Consider the following 17,697-nt stretch of genomic DNA (forward strand, 5'->3'; position numbering starts at 1 on the left):
AAAGAATCAGCTGATTCTGCCAATTATACGTTTGCCTGTGCAAATTCATCCATAAAGACGGCAAGAGCTTCACACGCTTCAAGCGGTACAGCATTGTAAATAGAAGCGCGGCATCCGCCGATTGAACGGTGTCCAGCTAATCCTACGAAGCCTTTTTCTTTTGCTTGCTGTAAAAACGCAGTCGTTAACTCATCGGTTGGTAAAGTAAACGTTACGTTCATAATTGATCGGCTTTCCTCTGTAGCGTGAGGGGTATAGAAACCATTTGAACGTTCCATGCTTGTATAGAGTAACTTAGCTTTTTTATGATTTTGGGCTTCAATTGCTTTAACGCCACCTTGTTCTTTAATCCAATCTAAAACAAGTGAAAGCATATAAATGCCAAACGTTGGAGGAGTGTTGTAAAGAGAGTTGCTCTTTACGTGTGTCTCATAATTCAGCATTGTTGGTAAACCTTCAGGAATACGTTTAAGCAATTCTTTCTTCAAAATGACAACCGTGACACCAGATGGTCCGAGGTTTTTCTGAGCACCAGCATAAATGAGTGAGAACTTAGATACATCAATTTGACGGCAAAGAATGTCGCTTGACATGTCGGCAATTAAGTCTACTCCTTCAATAGAAGGATAGTCAGCCCATTGTGTACCAAAAATGGTATTGTTGGACGTGATATGCAAGTACCCAATCTCTTCTTTTGGAAGCTTTACATCATCTAAAGCTGGAATAGAGCGGTAGTTCTCTTCTTTAGTAGAAGCAACCACTGCTGTTTTTCCAAGTTTCTTTGCTTCTTTTAATGCTTTTTCTGACCATGATCCAGTTAGTACATATGCACCGACTTGATCGGGAGCTAAGAAGTTCATTGGAATCATAGAGAATTGCAGGCTTGCTCCGCCCTGCAGGAATAAAATTTCATGTGTATCTGGAATATTAAGCAATTCCGTGAGTGTTTCTTTAGCATGTGTTAATACATCTTCAAACTCTTTGCTGCGATGTGATAATTCCATCACAGACATACCCGTATTTTTAAAATTAACTAGCTCCTCTTGAGCAAGTTGTAAGACAGGTAGGGGAAGCGCAGACGGACCTGCATTAAAATTATAAGCTCTGTTTAACGTAATCACATTAATTCCTCCTCAAATTAGTTCGAACACTCATCATACAAAATGGCTAATGACTGATGTCAGAAAGAATATCATTATACTATCATGAAAACCATTGATTGTGGAGGTAACTTTTCAAAAATTTAAATTAATCTGTAAAGAGAAAATAATAGAAAAAAGATAAATAAAAAGTATACGCAAACATGTTTTGGCAAACATGTAAATGAAATGTTTATATGCTATACTGATGGAAGAAATAATGTGGAGGAACAGAATGAGAGTATTAAAATATGCAATATTAGGGCTCTTAGATCAGAAGGAGCTCAGCGGGTATGACATTACCAGACTTTTTAAAGAAGAGGTCGGTAATTTTTGGAGTGCTAAGCACAGCCAGATTTATCCCGAGTTAAAGCGATTAACAGAAGAGGGATTTATTCGCTATGAAACCGTGATTCAAGGCAAGAAATTAGAAAAAAAGATGTATTCGATAACGGAAGAAGGAAGGGCCGAGTTAAGCAAGTGGCTCACTACAATTGATCCTATTCCTGAAACAACTAAAGATGAATTTATGTTAAAAGCTTATTTTGCCTCATCTATGTCAATAGAAGAGTTAAAGCAACAAATAGATAATCAACTCTCAAGCAGGAAAGTGAAGCTAACTTTTTTAAAGAAACGAATGGATGACCTATTGGAACAAGTTAATCATCACATTACCGTTTCGTCTCCTCAATTTGGTCATTATTTGGTGCTTTCTCGCGCTCAAGACCGGGAGACAAGCTATATCAATTGGCTTGAACGTACGCTGAATTTAATTGAAAAAGAACAATAAGAAAAGGTGAGCGGATCATGACTTGGTGCATAAAATCATTTCAAGAGCTGACAAACGATGAGCTTTATGAAATTCTACAGGTTCGCACCGCTATTTTTGTTGTCGAACAGAAGTGTGCTTACTTAGAAGTAGATGGAAAAGACAAACTTGCTTATCACTTGTTCAAAAAAGAGAATGAGAAAATTATCGCATACCTTAGAGTTTTACCAAAAGGAATTAGCTATCGGGAGGCTTCTCTGGGGCGCATTATTGTGAAACAAGCACAGCGCGGTACAGGTCTCGGAAGAGAGCTAGTAGCAAGAGGAATTGATTTTTTAGAGAATGAGTTGCACGAGAAGACAATTAAAATTCAAGCTCAAAGCAGACTTCAAACATTTTATGAATCGTTTGGTTTTAGACCTATTTCCGATATTTATTCAGATGAAGGGCTCCCCCACGTAGATATGCTAAAGACACCTTAGAAACTTCACCAATTGTGTGAAGTTTTTCTATTTCTGAAACGGGTAAGGTGAAAGAAAGATGTTAGGCTTTAGTACTGCGCAGATAGAATCGATATGACTACTACTAAATTAGTAATTTATGAATAAGATAGATAATGAATTTGTTTCTTTTTGCTTATTCTTTGATTTTAAGTAAGTGATATATTGAAGAAAGTAATAATATTGTATATAATGATTTTTGTAACAAAAATGTAACAATTACGTAATATTCTTAATATTGATTGGGAAAGAAATTTGTTGTACATATTGCTTGGAGGCATTTTTATGAGTGCAAAGGAAAAGAAAAATAGGTATATATATAGTTTGGATGGACTTCGAGCTTTCGCTGTTATGTCTGTCATTGCATATCACTTAGGATTTGGATGGGCATCTGGAGGATTTCTAGGAGTTGACGTTTTCTTTGTATTATCAGGGTATTTAATTACCTCGATTTTACTGGTGCAATCTTGGGAAAATCCTTTGAAAAATTTGAAGCATTTTTGGATCAGCCGAACGAGAAGACTTCTTCCGGCTGTGTATGTGATGGTAGTATTAACTGCAGCTTGGGTTATTTTATTTAACCGACCATTGTTAACAACGCTACGAGGCGATGCATTATCGTCTATTTTTTATATGAGTAACTGGTGGTTTATTTTTCATAAAGTTTCATATTTTGATAGTTTTGGGTCACCGTCACCATTAAAGAACTTATGGTCACTTGCTATTGAAGAGCAGTTTTATATTGTGTGGCCACTTGTTTTATTGTTGGGTTTAAAATTTATCAAAAAGAGAGGAATTCTTTCTCTATTCATTTTAGCTGGAGTAATGGCCTCAGCTATTCTAATGTCTTTTTTATATGAGCCAGGAGGAGATCCTAGCCGCATTTATTATGGAACCGATACTCGGCTGTTTGCCCTTTTAATCGGCTGTTTACTTGCATTTGTCTGGCCGATGTATCGTTTGTCATCAAAAAATCTTCCAGCCGTAGGCAAGCAAGTATTAAACGCGGTAAGTATAGTGAGTTTCTTTATATTTATTCTCTGCGTATGGAGCGTTGATGAGTATATTCATGCATCTTTTCTTTATCAAGGTGGAATGCTGCTGATTTGTTTAAACGCTGCTGTACTGGTTGCAACGATTAGTCATCCTAGTAGTTTTTTAGGAAAAGCTCTGTCGTTTAAACCGCTTCGCTGGCTTGGTACTAGATCATACGGTATCTATTTGTGGCATTATCCGGTTATTGTTCTTACAACACCTGTATCCGAGATTGGCCGCCCGGTCTATTGGCATGCGCTGTTACAAGTAGGCCTTACATTTATCATTGCTGAACTTTCTTACCGTTACATCGAAGTGCCTATCCGCACACGCGGCTTTCGCTATTATTTCCGGCACTACCATCCGAGAGAGCTTTTTAAATGGCGTAATCTCTCTCGTTCGAGACAAGCGGTTTTGGGCAGTCTCATTTTCTTTTTGGCGCTGTTTACAGCGGATATGACAAGCTTTGCTATTAGTACGCAGCAAAAGGATGAAACGACAGCAAAAGAGACAGAGGTTAAAATTCAAACGAATCATAAAGAAAATGCTTCAACTTCTGTCAAAGACAAGAACAAAGCGGATGATAAAAAAGCAGAGAACGCGGAAGAAAAATCTGATGCCAAAGAAAAACAGCAGCCGAATTCTTACAGAGATGTTCTTGCGATTGGAGACTCGGTCATGCTGGATATTGCTCCAAATCTTAAAGAGATGCCGCTTAGTATTACGATTGACGGAAAAGTAGGAAGGCAGCTCAATGAAGCACTGCAGCTAACTCCTAGCTATCAAGCATTTAATAATCCGAACAGCGCAGTGATTATTGAGTTAGGAACAAACGGCTATTTTACAAATGAAGAACTTGAACAACTGGTAAAAGCTTTTTCACACGCGGACGTTTACTTAGTGAATACGCGCGTTCCTCGTTCGTGGGAAAGCACGGTGAACAAGAACTTGAAAGCTGCCTCTGAAAAGTTTGGTCACGTCACGCTCGTAGATTGGTACTCAGAGGCTTCTAAGCACCCTGAATACTTTACATCAGATGGTGTCCACTTGGTACCTGAAGGATCAAGAGCATTAACAAAATTGATTGAAGAACGTATGAATTTAGAAGTTAAGGCGGAAAGTCGTTCATAATAAGTGAAAAGCCGTACGATGTTTTATATCACAAACTGATTAAACATGTGTCAAATGAATAGATAAAACAAAAAAAGCTTACATGTGTAAGCTTTTTTTGTTTCAAGAAAGGCGAGAAGAAATATTGCCAGCGATTTCTTGAAGTTTTTCAGGCGTGTATTCGCTTGTATGCTCTTTCCATACAGCACCGAATCCATCCCCTTCCCCATAGCGAGGAATAATGTGCATATGATAATGAAACACGGATTGACCAGCTTTTTCACCATTATTATTTAAGATGTTTAAGCCGATTGGGCTGTATGTTTCTTTAATTGCATTTGCGATTTGAGGAACCACTTCAAACAAATTGCGCGCAATTTCCGGCGTTAGTTCGTGAATGTCTTTTTTATGTACTTTTGGAATCACCAGCGTATGACCTTTTGTTACTTGACTAATGTCTAAAAAAGCTAATACATGTTCATTTTCAAATACTCTTGCACCTGGGATTTCACCGCGAATAATTTTGCAAAAAATACAGTTTTCATCATGTGTGCTCATTATGTTCACCTTCCGTTACCAATATAAATGTATGGGTATACATGTACGTTTATTTTACCACAAAGTAGAAATGCAATCAGCAGGCAAGAAATAGCTACTGGCATTTTATACACAAAAACGGGATGCAAACGATTATGCATCCCGTCATGTGAAGAAGGAAAAAATAGCCTTTAATGCAGCATATGATCTTTAAGGAACACCTCATTTACGTAATTGCATTGCCTAATGAAACAGTAACTTGAAAAAGTATATTCTCTTTAACAAACACCTCATTTAAGCATTGAGCTAAAAAATATACAATGTGAACGAAATCGTTCTTGGTCTTTGACAAACACCTCATTTACACAGTAATAAATGAACATTATTGTCTACCCATTATATATATTCTTACTACGTTCATGACTACCATCCCCTTATGAATCAAACATACATCGATTTACAATAAGGTTTTCTGAAATATGCCTGCTGTAGACACCTCATCCCAAATGTAAGAAGCTTTGTAATGATTGGTTGTAATCAATAACTTGTTTTCCTTCTTCCCTATATAGAATGTCCTGATATTTCGATTATATTCTGGAAAAATTAACCGAAAAAAATTGAAAACAATGTGAGGAAGAAAAAGATTTGGTACAATAGAGCAAATAGCGCTTGCGCTTGAAGACAAAAAAGAACAAATAAAAGGAGATCGTGATGGGTTCTTTATTGCAAATTAACAATATTACAGGGGGATATACAAAAACTCCCGTCTTAAAAGATGTATCGTTTGATGTAAATGCAGGTGAATTAGTCGGGTTAATCGGGTTAAACGGGGCCGGCAAAAGTACAACGATTAAACATATCATTGGATTAATGGAAGCAAAAAAAGGAAGTGTATCCATTAATAATAAAACCTTTCAACAAGACCCAACAGGTTATCGAAGTCAGTTTACGTTTATTCCAGAAACTCCTGTGCTATACGATGAATTAACATTAAAAGAACATTTAGATATGACAGCTATGGCTTATGGACTTGAGCCTCAAACATATGAAGCCCGTCTGCAGCCGCTTTTAAAAGAATTTCGTTTAGACCGGAAGTTAAAATGGTTCCCTGCGCATTTTTCAAAAGGAATGAAGCAGAAGGTTATGATAATGTGCGCTTTTTTGGTTCAGCCGTCTCTTTATATTATTGATGAACCTTTTTTAGGTTTAGATCCGCTTGGTATTCAGTCTTTACTTGATTTGATGACGGATATGAAAAAGCAAGGTGCAGGCATTTTAATGTCCACACACATTTTGGCGACCGCGGAACGCTACTGCGATAAATTTGTTATTTTACATAACGGAGAAGTAAGAGCGCAAGGAACGCTTAAAGACCTTCAAGAAGAATTTCAGATGCGCAATGCTACTCTTGATGAAATTTATATTGAATTAACAAAGGAAGAAGGCTATGAGTAAGATTGATGCATTATGGAAGCAACGGTTTCAGCAGTATTTAGTGGATGTAAGAAGATATACAAAATATATCTTAAATGACCACATTAAATTAGTGTTAATTTTTGCGATTGGCGGTTTGGCCTACTATTATCAACAGTGGTTGAGTACATTAACACCTGCGTTTCCTTCGGCTGTAGTGATTGCGATACTTATGGGATTGATTTTAACCATGGGTCAAATTCAAACGTTTTTAAAACGACCTGATTTAGTCTTTTTACTTCCTTTGGAGACGAAGCTGCAGCCTTATTTTAAAAAATCTTTTTGGTTTACCTTTACGATTCAGCTTTATATTTTATTATTTGCAACTGGTGCAGCAGCACCTCTTCACGTAAAGGTAATGCATGATTCTTACTCAAACGTTTTTGTGTTTTTTCTGCTATTACTCATCTTGAAAGTTGTAAACTTAGGCATGTCTTGGTGGGCTGTATGGTTTGAAGAAAAGTGGGCGAAGTGGACAGATTATATCGTCAGGTTTTTCTTGAACGCAGTTTTTACGTACTTCTTATTTTCCCATGCATACGTATTGTTTACAGGAGTCGTAGCGGTGATTATGATTGCGCTAGCCATTTATTATCGCTCCCTTACAAAAAGAAAGCCGATCAAATGGGAAAAGCTAATTGACTTAGAAGAAAAGCGCATGGGCTATTTTTATCGATTAGCTAATTTATTTACGGACGTTCCTCAGGTGAAAGAGCGAATCAAACGCCGTAGATATTTAGATTGGCTATTAGCACGTATTCCATTTCGTCAAAGTGCCACTTACCATTACTTGTACACCAGAACATTTTTGCGATCAGGAGATTATTTAAGTTTGCTCGTTCGCTTAACTGTCATTGGCGGATTTTTAATTGTAGCTGCTCCGTTTCAATACGGCAATATAGTGGTTGTTTTATTTGTTGTATACATGACGGGTTTTCAATTACTCCCGCTTTGGAAGCAGCACAAACAGATTTTATGGCTTTCTCTTTATCCGGTTGAAGCTAAAGAACGGAAAAAGGCATTTTTGGCCGTATGGAAAAAAGCGCTGTATGTACAAATTCTTGTGCTCGCCATAGCGGTGGCTTTTTCTAATATAGTTGCTGCACTGCTTTCCGTGGCAGCAGGTGTTATATTTATTCACTTATTTGTAAATGCATATGTAAATAAAAAATTAACGTAAAAAAAGCTCCGAATGGAGCTTTTTTACGTTTTTAGACTACTTTGGAGACGAAGATAATATACGGAAGCGATAGACGTTCATTGCTACTTTTGTGAGATGGTCAAGAAGCTGATAATTAGCATATGCACCTATAACAGCTCCAATTCCCGGCATAAGCTGAAACATTTTTACAACATCAATGTAATCGCGGTATTCTTGTTGAAAAGCTTTCCAATCAAGCTCAAGAAGTTCCTCTTTTTTTTCTTCCCAGTTTTCTACTACTTCGAGCAGCTTCGTTCTATGGTCGTCGCTGCAAAAGGCAAGATGAAAAATATACAGCATATAAATGCGTTCTTCTTTTTCTTTTACATCAAAACCATACGTAGCGGCAATGTCAAATAAGCACTTCATTTTTATGGAAAGAAGAAGCGGGAAATCTGCTGCACCTAAAAGGATACCGCCTGCACCAGTACCAGCTCCTTCTACAGCAGCAGTTTTTTTGTACTTAGGTATGAGCTCCAAAATTCTTTTCTCTTTTTCTTCAAACGAAAGACCGCTGACATCTCTTTTTTTAGTGGTGAAATCGGACCCAACAAGCGTGGTTTCCACCATTTTTTTTATGCTTTCAGTCATAATCTTATGGACTTTAGCAGGGATTTTTTCATTTATTTTAAGTTGTAAAGATTTTGCGGTCCGTTGAAATTTAGAAGGTCGTTTCAACATGCTGAATTTCCAATGTTCAGCTTCTTGTAACACTTTTTCTTCATACGTATTCAAAAAAATCACCTCATTTCAGTCGATATAAATACTACGTTTTAAGTGAGAAAAAGGTTCCTAAAATAAAACAACAAGCACTCGTCTGCTTATCCGTACGAATGCTTGCTGAATGATTAATTCGCTTTTATTACGTTTTTAGAAGGAGCTTGTTCTCTTAAATACTCAACAGCAGCCGTACCAAGCGTTTTAGCTGCGATAAGCATTGCTTTTTCGTTAAAATCAAATTTAGGATGATGATGAGGATACGGAGCATCTACACCTTCTGGCTGAGCTCCTGTAAAAAAGAACGTTCCTTTAATATGCTGCAAATAATAAGAGAAATCTTCCCCAGTCATGTGAGGCTCCGTTTCTTCGACTGTATGAACTTCATCGATTTGAGAAGCAGCAGAAGCAAGAAAGGCCGTTTCTTCCGGATGGTTGACGACGGAAGGATAGCCGCGAGTATAACTCAGTTCATAAGAAGCATCAGCTGTTAAGCATGTACCTTGGACAATTCGTTCGATTTCTTTTTCGACATCATTTCGCACATCTTCATTAAATGTTCTTACCGTTCCAATTAGTCGAGCAGAATCAGCAATAATATTAAATGCATTTTCCGCTACAAAAGAACCTATGCTCACAACCGCTGAATCAATTGGGTTTACACGTCTACTTACAATTTGCTGTAAATTAACAACAAGCTGAGAGGCGATGACGATTGAATCTTTTGTTTTGTGGGGCTGGGCACCGTGTCCACCTGCTCCTTTGATCGTAATTTCAAAGCGATCAGCAGCAGCCATAATAGGACCCGTTCGATATTGAACCACACCAGTCGGAGTTAATGACCATAAATGTGTTCCAAATATCGCGTCCACACCGTCTAAGCATCCGTCTTCAATCATGGACTTGGCGCCTCCGGGAGCGTACTCTTCGGCGTGCTGATGAATGAAGACGATTTTACCATGGAGAGAATCTCTTATTTCAAAAAGCGCTTTAGCAAGGACTAAAAGAGTAGCCGTATGACCATCGTGACCACACGCATGCATCACACCCGGAACAGTTGATTGATATGGTACATCTTTTTCATCTTGAATAGGAAGGGCATCAAAGTCGGCTCTCAAAGCTACAGTAGGACCAGGGTTTCCTCCTTGAATGCTTGCTACAATACCATTTCCTCCTACATTTGCTCGGTAAGAAATACCGATTTTGTCATAAAAAGATCGAATGTAGGCAGCGGTTTGAAATTCTTTAAAAGACGGTTCTGGATACTGATGCAGATATCGGCGGATTTGAACCATTTCATCAAATTTTTCTTCAAGTAAAGTATGTAGCTTGGAATTCACGTGACCATATCCTTTCTGTATAAGTTGAATAAAGTTTTGAATTTTTTGACATTTTAATCATTATATCATTATCTATTAAAAAGAAAAGAATGTAAGCGTTATTATTGAAAAAAGTAATTGAATCATGAAATATTTTATATACATAATAGATACATAAGGTGAGGAATAGGGATAAAGAATGAGTTTTTTACCAATTTTCTCATGAAATAATAGGAGGTAACGATATGGTAGATTCACAAACTGTATCCCTGTACAAAAAATTGATGTGGATGTTTGGGGTTGCAGGTCTTGTTTTTTTAGGAGTGTTGTTTGTTGTGTCGACAGATTCTTTTCAAGGAGACCACTGGCTTGTTTCAGCTATAGATGACAGCACTATTCTTCAGTCATCGTCATCTGTTTTTCATGGCTTGTCTTTTTTAGCTTCAAAAGTGATGATTATGGTTCTTTTAGCTGTACTTCTCGTTTTTTTATTTTTCAAAAAGGACTATATCGGTATGATATCAGCATTTTTACTTATTTTAAGCGGTGATATTATTAATAAAGCAGTTAAAGATGCGGTAGAACGAGGACGTCCTCTTCAAGGCATCGAAGGTTACAGTTTTCCAAGCGGCCATGCGATGATGGGAATTCTTATCTACGGTCTGATTATCTTTTTTCTCACAAAGCATATGAACAGTCAAAAGGTAGCCAAGCGGTATCAGCTTGCAATTACTTTAATCGTTTTATTAATAGGTGTGAGCCGTATTCTATTAAGAGAACATTTTTTAACAGATGTCTTAGCTGGCTACAGCTTAGGGATTATGTGGCTTATTGTAGGCATTTTCTTCTATACGCTTGTTTATGCGTATGTAAGGCCTTCAGCGGAAAAAGAGTTTCCAAAAGGCATGTAAAAAATATATACATATGGAGTCTGGAAAAAAGTAGTATAGCCGAAGTGAAAAACGAACCACTAATCAAACTGTTCGATTAGTGGTTCGTTTCTTTTTGTTATAGTGAACATAGATTTTATCTGTTTCGTTGCTTCTAGCAGTTGATTGGAGGGCAAGGCGAAGACTCTCGCGGAAAGAGAAGCCTTGAACGGAAATCAACTGCGGTCGAGCAAGCTGTCCAGATTATATATCCAGCTTGTTCGTCTTTGGATGGAATTCATTTCGTTATGTCCCAGCCCCTTTTGTTTAAACTAAGAACATCGCGACAATTGTTGTAACGACCAATCCAATCGCTACAGGTTTTAAATTACGTCTGGCGAGTTCAAACGGACTGACTCCGCAAATTGCAGCAGCTGGAATCAATGCCCATGGAATCAACGTGCCTCCCCCAACCCAAATCGCAGCAATTTGCCCTAAAGCAGTTAGGGTGGCAGCGCCCGATCCTAAAGCAGATGCAAATAAATGAGAGACAGAGCCTACAAGTGAAATGCCTGAAAAGCCTGAACCGTCTAATCCGGTAATAGCTCCTAGAGCAGTTATCGTTACAGTAGCAACCTGTGCGGTTAACGGCACAGTGGAAGCAAGCGCAACGCCTAGGTCATTTACAAGTCCATGTGATCCTTTCGGAAGAAAGTCACCAATGATTGTTGTGAATCCAGCATCTCCTAAATAGAAAAAAGCTGCAATGGGAATAACGGGACCGAATACTTTAAAACCAAACTGCAAGCCTTCAATCAAGTAGGAAGTTGTTTGTTCGAGACCTTTTCCTTTGTGAGCAATAAGTGAAACCACCACTAAAATAAACAGGGCTGTGCCGCCAACGAGAGCAGTCGCATCTCCTCCCTGTAAATGAAGGGCGAACATTGCCCATACGTCTATAGCAAAGAAAAGGGGAACTATAATGGCTAAAGCCCGGCGTACTGAAGAAGAAAGAGGTGTGGATTGGACAGAAGAACTGTTTGTTAACATTGTCGGTTGAACGTGAATTCTATTGTGCTTCATATCTTGTTTTAAAAAGTAAAAAGCAGAGAGTGTCGTAACAACTCCCATCACAATGACCAGAGGGACGCTTGCTTGAACCACCTCGTGAACTGGAAGACCTGCTGCGTCAGCTGTTATCTTAGGAGCAGCTTGAATAACAAAGTCTCCTGAAAGCGCAACGCCGTGGCCGAATAAATTCATCGCTACAGCTACGCCTATAGCTGGAAGCCCTACGCGGATGGCCACTGGTAAAAGCACGGCTCCAAGTAAAGCAACGGCTGGAGAAGGCCAGAAAAAATAGGAGATGGTCATCATAACTAATCCAATAACCCAATAGGCAAGAGCAGGCGTTTTAATGAGGCGAGCAAAAGGTGAAATCATCGATTCATTTATTCCTGTAGCCATTAAGACTTTACTCATGGATACAATGATTGAAATAATTAAAATGGTAGGAAGCAGTTCTGTAATGGCATAAATGAAGCTGGAAAAAACAGCGCTGACGGAGTGGCTTAACGAAGAGGTAGCCGTTAAGGAAAGCAAAAAAATCCCGAGTATACAAAGGATACTCGTATCTCGCCGCATAATCATAAAACCGATAATGAAGGCGATAAAAAGGACATACATCCAATGAAGAGCTCCAAGCTCTATGCCCATAAAAATTCCTCCCAATAGGTGATGTAGTATACAATATGACGTTTGTGCCTATTGTGATACTCGCCTACTAGGAGGATGTTTGCTTATTTAACTACGTGGTATGAGGTCACATAAGAAGGGCGAGAGAAAATCGATGGCTGTTGATCCACGCCTTCTGACGTACCGCGTTTTTTGTGTGCTTCATTATAGGCTTTTGAAGACTGCCAATCGCTAAATGAACTTTCATCTTTCCATCCTGTAAAGATAATGTATGTGTCATTTTGCAGTGGACGAAGCACACGAATAGCTGAGAAGCCTGCTTCATTTTCAATTAAACGAGCTCGTTGGCTAAATCGCTGTTCAAACAAAGGACGGCCTTCATCTGTAACTGAAATATTATTTAGTACAGCAAATCCGCTATCTGCAAGATCTCCAGAAGCATCTAATACTTCATAAGCATGTCCTTCTTTAAAAATTGTATCTCCATCTGTTTCGTGGACTAGTGCAAATTGATCGTCATCTTTGTGAAGCAGTAACAAACGTTCACTCGGATGTTCGTCGATCAACTTCTGAAGGTAAGGGCCTGTTCCGTAAGTAATAAAGATCTTCATGGATTATACTTCCTTTCTAATTGGGAATTGCATACAATTTATAATTGTAAATCATACTAAAATTATAAAATTTTACACACAAAAATTCAAAAATTGTGAACTTCTAATGAAGATGGTAAAGTAAAACATTGATGAAGTTGTTTTCCATATTATCAAAAGTTTAGCGAAAGAAAAGGGGTGGCACGATGTACAAAAAAGGCTTATACGCAATTGCTGCCTTAGTTGGAATTTTTCTATTAGGATTGATTGGATATATTATCATCTTGTTTCTTGGAAACTATGTAATTGATGAGAAAAAGATCGTCATGGACTCGGCTACGAGGTTAGTGGACGAAAATGGAGACGAATTAACAAAGCTCTATGTGAAAAATCGGGACTTGGTTTCAATTGATAAGATTCCAAAGCATGTGCAACAAGCATTTATTTCAATTGAAGACGTTCGTTTTTATGAACACCACGGAATCGATTTTAAATCTATTGGCCGAGCATTATACCGAGATATATTGGCTGGAGGAAGTGTTGAAGGAGGAAGTACTTTAACACAGCAGCTGGCTAAAAATGTGTTTTTATCTAATGATAAAACGCTGCTTAGAAAAACAAAAGAAGTAGTGGTGGCCATTAACTTGGAGCAGCGTTACAGTAAGCAAAAACTGCTTGAAATGTATTTGAACCAAATATACTTTGGACACGGAGCCTATGGAATCCAAGCTGCATCCAAGCTTTACTTCAATAAAGATGTCTCCGAATTAACGGTAGAAGAAGGTGCACTGCTTGCTGCACTGCCAAAAGCACCGAATTCTTATTCTCCTATTTTACATCCAGAAAAAAGTATAGAACGTAGAAATGTTGTGTTAAATGCCATGCAAAAAGCAGGTTATTTATCAGCTGAAAAAAATGTCCGTTTGCAAGGAAGAACGCTGGGGTTGAACGTAAAGGAACAGGCTAAAAACCCAGCATATTTAACCTATATCGATATGGTTATTCAAGAAGCAGAGAAGAAATACAGCATTTCGAGCAATGAGCTTCTGCGCGGCGGTTATACGGTCAAAGTACCGATGAGTACAAAAGTACAAGAAGCCGCCTACGAGCTGATGAAAGAAAATCGTTATTTTCCAGGTACAGATAACAGTGCCCAAGGTGCTTTTGTATTAGTCGATAACAAAAGCGGAGGAGTTTTATCTGTTATGGGAGGACGAGATTATGTACAAAAATCGCTCAATCGCCTAAATGTCAAAAGACAGCCAGGTTCTACGATGAAACCTATTGCAGTATATGGCCCTGCGTTAGAAGAAGGTCAATTCAAGCCTTATTCTTTGCTGCAAGACAAGCTTACAAGCTACGGGGGATACACACCTAAAAATGTAGACGGCCAATATGCTAAAAAGGTAACGATGTACGATGCCCTAAAAGATTCTAAAAACGCAGCTGCTGTCTGGACATTGAATCAGCTAGGAGTTGAAACAAGTAAGCAGTACCTCACAAAGCTAGGAATTCCTTTAGAAGATAAAGGGCTTGCGATTGCTCTTGGAGGATTAAAGGAAGGAATTACACCGCTTCAATTAGCAGGAGCGTACCGGGCATTTGCTGAAAACGGAGAAAACATCCAACCGTACTTTATTCAAGAAATAAAAGATCAAGACGGAAAAGTAATTGCAAAAGCTGTTCCCGACACTCACAAAGCATTTTCAAAACAAACGGCTTGGTATATGACAAAAATGCTTCAAGGAGTTGTTAAAGAAGGAACGGCAAAAAAAGGAGAGTTTAAAGGAGAGTTAGCAGGAAAAACAGGGTCTACTTCGTATACGAATGTTAAAGGAGCCACAAGGGATGCTTGGTTCGTTGGATATACGCCAGATGTTGTAGGAAGCGTGTGGATGGGATATGATTCTACAAATGACCAGCATTATTTAACAAAAGGAAGTTCTTATCCGACTCTATTATTTAAAGACATTCTCACAAGAGCTGGTTACGACGAAGCTGCATTTCAAAAGCCAGCAGGCGTTAAAGATTTGCCAAAACCAATACGCTTAGAGCAAGTTAAAGACTTAAAACAAGAATTAACATTTCATCCATTTGGTTTGCTAACGGTAAATTTATCGTGGACACCTTCACCTGATAAAAGAGCTGTTTATTATGTTTATGAGAAAAAAGGAGATAAAGCCGAAGTAATTGGTAAAGTGAAGGGAAAAGGAGCGTTTGAAAAAGAGCGTGTGAATCTGCTCGACAGTCCTACTTATTATGTAGTTCCTTACAATTCCCAAACAAAACAAAAAGGAAAAAAATCCAACGAAGTAACACCTGCTCTTTTTCAATAAAAAAAGGAAGAGTAGGGCGAATTTTTGACATTTTTAGCAGGTGGCTATACAAGTCGTAAAGAAATGGGTATAGTGACAAGTAGAGAATATAACGTGAAACTTTAATCAGTAGAGGAACCGGTATGTTCCTTTGCTGATTATTGTCTGTCTAATCGAAGAAAATACGGATGGAAGACAATCGAGAAAGGTGGAAATTATGAGTCAAGGAACGTTTAACGATACTTTTTTAAAAGCCTGTAGAGGGGAAAAAACGGATCATGTTCCGGTTTGGTATATGCGCCAAGCAGGGCGTTCACAGCCGGAATACCGAAAGCTAAAAGAGAAGTACTCTTTATTTGAAATCACTCATCAGCCGGAGCTTGGGGCATATGTAACACGCCTGCCCGTTGAACAGTACGGAGTGGATGCAGCTATTTTATATAAAGATATAATGTCACCGCTTCCTTCAATTGGAGTGGATGTTGAAATCAAGTCAGGGATTGGTCCCGTCATTTCTAATCCAATTCAATCTTTAAGCGATGTAGAAAAACTAGGAGAAATTACGCCGGAAGAAGATGTTCCATATGTATTAGATACCATTAAGCTGTTAACAACAGAACAGTTAAACGTACCTCTAATTGGCTTTGCGGGTGCTCCTTTTACAGTGGCAAGCTATATGATTGAAGGAGGACCTTCAAAAAATTACAATAAAACAAAAGCATTTATGTATACGGAACCTAAAGCATGGTTTGCACTAATGGATAAGTTAGCAGATATGACGATTACATATGTAAAAGCGCAAATTGACGCTGGGGCAAAAGCCATTCAAATCTTTGATTCATGGGTAGGTGCTTTAAATGTAGCGGATTATCGTTATTTTATAAAACCTGTTATGGAGCGAATTTTCACCTCTTTACGTGAAAAAAATGTACCGCTCATTATGTTTGGAGTAGGGGCAAGTCATTTGGCAAAAGAATGGCATGATCTGCCGCTGGATGTAGTGGGATTAGATTGGAGAACGCAGCTGGATGAAGCACGTGCATTAGGCTTAACAAAAACACTACAAGGAAACTTAGATCCTGCTATTTTGTTAGCTCCATGGGAAGTTATTGAAGAACGTGTAACAGAAATATTAGATAAAGGGATGGCCAGTCCTGGTTACATCTTTAACTTGGGGCACGGCGTTTTTCCACAGGTTCAGCCGGAAACGTTGAAGCGTTTAGCAACCTTTATTCATGAATATTCTGCGAATAGACAATAAATTGTCAAATAATTTGGAGCGCTAAACTTTGAATTTTTCTTTTTATTCATGGCAAAATGAAGACAAGTATTGAATCTAACAAAGAGGTGTCGAACACATGAGTAAAAAAGTAATGGGATTACTTGTAATGGCATATGGAACGCCATATAAAGAAGAAGATATTGAACGTTACTATACACATATCCGCCGCGGACGTAAACCTTCACCGGAAGCCTTAGAAGATTTACAAAACCGCTACGAAGCAATCGGGGGCATTTCACCTCTTGCAAAAATTACGCAACAGCAAATGGAAAGTCTGGAAAAGCGCTTGAATGAAGTGCAGGATGAAATTGAATTTAAAGCGTATCTTGGCTTAAAACATATTGAACCGTTTGTTGAAGATGCAGTAGAAGCCATGCATAAAGACGGAATTAAAGAAGCGGTCAGCATTGTGCTTGCACCTCATTTTTCAACGTTTAGCGTAAAATCCTATAATGGGCGCGCCAAAGAAACGGCTGAAAAATTAGGAGGACCAATCATTCATTCAGTAGAAAGCTGGTACAGTGAGCCAAAGTTCATTCAGTACTGGGCTACACGTGTTAAACAAACGTTTGATTTAATAGACGAAGAGAAACGCCAAAAAGCCGTGTTGATTGTTTCTGCGCATAGCTTGCCGGAAAAAATTATTGCAGCAGGAGATCCATATCCAAATCAGCTTCAAGAAACAGCGGATTTAATTGCACAAGCAGCTGGTATTGAACATTACGAAATTGGCTGGCAAAGTGCTGGAAATACGCCTGAGCCATGGATAGGTCCTGATGTCCAAGATTTAACAAGAGAATTGCATGAAGAAAAAGGTTATACATCGTTCGTGTATACTCCGGTTGGATTTATCGCAGACCACTTAGAAGTTCTTTATGATAACGACTATGAATGTAAAGTGGTGACGGATGAAATTGGGGCTGATTATTACCGCCCTGAAATGCCCAATGCACAGCCTGAATTTATCGATGGATTAGCTACAGTTGTGTTAAAACAGATTGCCCGTTAAGTCAGTATAGATTCTTTGTACATTGAATAGGGACGAAAAGTAACTTATAATCAATATAAAGAAAAGTAAGAAGCGAGCTATGGATTTCCATAATCGCTTCTCTTTATATTGAATTTTACAGAAAAGGCGATGATAAC

15 protein-coding genes are annotated in these 17,697 nt (G+C 38.4%); 9 read left to right on the forward strand and 6 right to left on the reverse strand.

Annotated elements, in window-relative coordinates:
- Window positions 1–23 precede the first annotated feature (23 nt).
- On the reverse strand, window positions 24–1,121 hold the full coding sequence (gene serC, locus MKY06_RS02995; RefSeq protein WP_013055316.1) for a 3-phosphoserine/phosphohydroxythreonine transaminase: 1,098 nt from the start codon (window positions 1,119–1,121) through the stop codon (window positions 24–26).
- A gap of 253 nt (window positions 1,122–1,374) precedes the next feature.
- Between serC and MKY06_RS03000 the strand changes: the two genes are divergently transcribed.
- The 3 genes from MKY06_RS03000 (at window position 1,375) to MKY06_RS03010 (ending at window position 4,574) form a co-directional block, all read left to right on the forward strand.
- Window positions 1,375–1,929, forward strand: a complete 555-nt coding sequence (locus MKY06_RS03000) for a PadR family transcriptional regulator (RefSeq protein WP_025752934.1) — start codon at window positions 1,375–1,377, stop codon at window positions 1,927–1,929.
- Window positions 1,930–1,946: 17 nt separating this feature from the next.
- Complete coding sequence (locus MKY06_RS03005; protein ID WP_013055318.1) at window positions 1,947–2,390, forward strand: GNAT family N-acetyltransferase; 444 nt, start codon at window positions 1,947–1,949, stop codon at window positions 2,388–2,390.
- A gap of 303 nt (window positions 2,391–2,693) precedes the next feature.
- A complete protein-coding gene (locus MKY06_RS03010) occupies window positions 2,694–4,574 on the forward strand; it encodes an acyltransferase family protein (RefSeq protein ID WP_172738458.1) in 1,881 nt (626 codons plus the stop codon).
- Between the two features lie 102 nt (window positions 4,575–4,676).
- Here the strand turns inward: MKY06_RS03010 and MKY06_RS03015 are convergent, their stop codons facing one another.
- Window positions 4,677–5,111: an HIT family protein gene (locus MKY06_RS03015; protein ID WP_064471295.1), complete on the reverse strand. Its 435-nt coding sequence runs from the start codon at window positions 5,109–5,111 to the stop codon at window positions 4,677–4,679.
- Between the two features lie 690 nt (window positions 5,112–5,801).
- Here MKY06_RS03015 and MKY06_RS03020 point away from each other — a divergent pair.
- Window positions 5,802–6,545: an ABC transporter ATP-binding protein gene (locus MKY06_RS03020; RefSeq protein ID WP_013055321.1), complete on the forward strand. Its 744-nt coding sequence runs from the start codon at window positions 5,802–5,804 to the stop codon at window positions 6,543–6,545.
- Window positions 6,538–7,743, forward strand: a complete 1,206-nt coding sequence (locus tag MKY06_RS03025; protein WP_025601790.1) for an ABC transporter permease — start codon at window positions 6,538–6,540, stop codon at window positions 7,741–7,743. The genes MKY06_RS03020 and MKY06_RS03025 overlap by 8 nt, the downstream gene beginning before the upstream one ends.
- 36 nt (window positions 7,744–7,779) lie before the next feature.
- On the opposite strand, the gene MKY06_RS03030 is transcribed toward MKY06_RS03025, so the two are convergent.
- On the reverse strand, window positions 7,780–8,499 hold the full coding sequence (locus MKY06_RS03030) for an EcsC family protein (RefSeq protein WP_013055323.1): 720 nt from the start codon (window positions 8,497–8,499) through the stop codon (window positions 7,780–7,782).
- A gap of 113 nt (window positions 8,500–8,612) precedes the next feature.
- Window positions 8,613–9,821: a M20 family metallopeptidase gene (locus MKY06_RS03035; RefSeq protein ID WP_025601789.1), complete on the reverse strand. Its 1,209-nt coding sequence runs from the start codon at window positions 9,819–9,821 to the stop codon at window positions 8,613–8,615.
- A gap of 224 nt (window positions 9,822–10,045) precedes the next feature.
- Here MKY06_RS03035 and MKY06_RS03040 point away from each other — a divergent pair, with 224 nt between their 5' ends.
- Window positions 10,046–10,711: a phosphatase PAP2 family protein gene (locus tag MKY06_RS03040; RefSeq protein ID WP_013055325.1), complete on the forward strand. Its 666-nt coding sequence runs from the start codon at window positions 10,046–10,048 to the stop codon at window positions 10,709–10,711.
- Window positions 10,712–10,996: 285 nt separating this feature from the next.
- On the opposite strand, the gene MKY06_RS03045 is transcribed toward MKY06_RS03040, so the two are convergent.
- Window positions 10,997–12,385 (reverse strand): hypothetical protein, encoded by a 1,389-nt coding sequence (locus MKY06_RS03045; protein ID WP_053486805.1) that lies wholly within the window; start codon window positions 12,383–12,385, stop codon window positions 10,997–10,999.
- A gap of 83 nt (window positions 12,386–12,468) precedes the next feature.
- Window positions 12,469–12,975, reverse strand: coding sequence for an antibiotic biosynthesis monooxygenase family protein (locus MKY06_RS03050; RefSeq protein WP_013055327.1), 507 nt, complete (start codon window positions 12,973–12,975; stop codon window positions 12,469–12,471).
- A 185-nt stretch (window positions 12,976–13,160) separates the two neighbouring features.
- Between MKY06_RS03050 and MKY06_RS03055 the strand changes: the two genes are divergently transcribed.
- The 3 genes from MKY06_RS03055 to hemH all read left to right on the forward strand — a co-directional run bounded on the left by MKY06_RS03055 (window position 13,161) and on the right by hemH (window position 17,560).
- Window positions 13,161–15,290, forward strand: coding sequence for a transglycosylase domain-containing protein (locus tag MKY06_RS03055; protein WP_029320805.1), 2,130 nt, complete (start codon window positions 13,161–13,163; stop codon window positions 15,288–15,290).
- Between the two features lie 196 nt (window positions 15,291–15,486).
- Window positions 15,487–16,530 (forward strand): uroporphyrinogen decarboxylase, encoded by a 1,044-nt coding sequence (hemE, locus tag MKY06_RS03060; RefSeq protein WP_098277575.1) that lies wholly within the window; start codon window positions 15,487–15,489, stop codon window positions 16,528–16,530.
- Window positions 16,531–16,627: 97 nt separating this feature from the next.
- Window positions 16,628–17,560, forward strand: a complete 933-nt coding sequence (hemH, locus tag MKY06_RS03065) for a ferrochelatase (RefSeq protein WP_013055330.1) — start codon at window positions 16,628–16,630, stop codon at window positions 17,558–17,560.
- The last annotated feature ends 137 nt before the right edge of the window (window positions 17,561–17,697 follow it).

Source organism: Priestia sp. FSL P4-0332 (genome assembly GCF_038005845.1).
Taxonomy (GTDB): Bacteria; Bacillota; Bacilli; order Bacillales; family Bacillaceae_H; genus Priestia.

Bases quoted from the DNA above. Each gene is read 5' to 3' on its own strand.
- MKY06_RS03000 (WP_025752934.1), top strand. From the start codon at position 1,375: ATGAGAGTATTAAAATATGCAATATTAGGGCTCTTAGATCAGAAGGAG.
- MKY06_RS03005 (WP_013055318.1), top strand. From the start codon at position 1,947: ATGACTTGGTGCATAAAATCATTTCAAGAGCTGACAAACGATGAGCTT.
- MKY06_RS03010 (WP_172738458.1), top strand. From the start codon at position 2,694: ATGAGTGCAAAGGAAAAGAAAAATAGGTATATATATAGTTTGGATGGA.
- MKY06_RS03015 (WP_064471295.1), bottom strand. From the start codon at position 5,111: ATGAGCACACATGATGAAAACTGTATTTTTTGCAAAATTATTCGCGGT.
- MKY06_RS03020 (WP_013055321.1), top strand. From the start codon at position 5,802: ATGGGTTCTTTATTGCAAATTAACAATATTACAGGGGGATATACAAAA.
- MKY06_RS03025 (WP_025601790.1), top strand. From the start codon at position 6,538: ATGAGTAAGATTGATGCATTATGGAAGCAACGGTTTCAGCAGTATTTA.
- MKY06_RS03040 (WP_013055325.1), top strand. From the start codon at position 10,046: ATGGTAGATTCACAAACTGTATCCCTGTACAAAAAATTGATGTGGATG.
- MKY06_RS03045 (WP_053486805.1), bottom strand. From the start codon at position 12,385: ATGGGCATAGAGCTTGGAGCTCTTCATTGGATGTATGTCCTTTTTATC.
- MKY06_RS03050 (WP_013055327.1), bottom strand. From the start codon at position 12,975: ATGAAGATCTTTATTACTTACGGAACAGGCCCTTACCTTCAGAAGTTG.
- MKY06_RS03055 (WP_029320805.1), top strand. From the start codon at position 13,161: ATGTACAAAAAAGGCTTATACGCAATTGCTGCCTTAGTTGGAATTTTT.
- hemE (WP_098277575.1), top strand. From the start codon at position 15,487: ATGAGTCAAGGAACGTTTAACGATACTTTTTTAAAAGCCTGTAGAGGG.
- hemH (WP_013055330.1), top strand. From the start codon at position 16,628: ATGAGTAAAAAAGTAATGGGATTACTTGTAATGGCATATGGAACGCCA.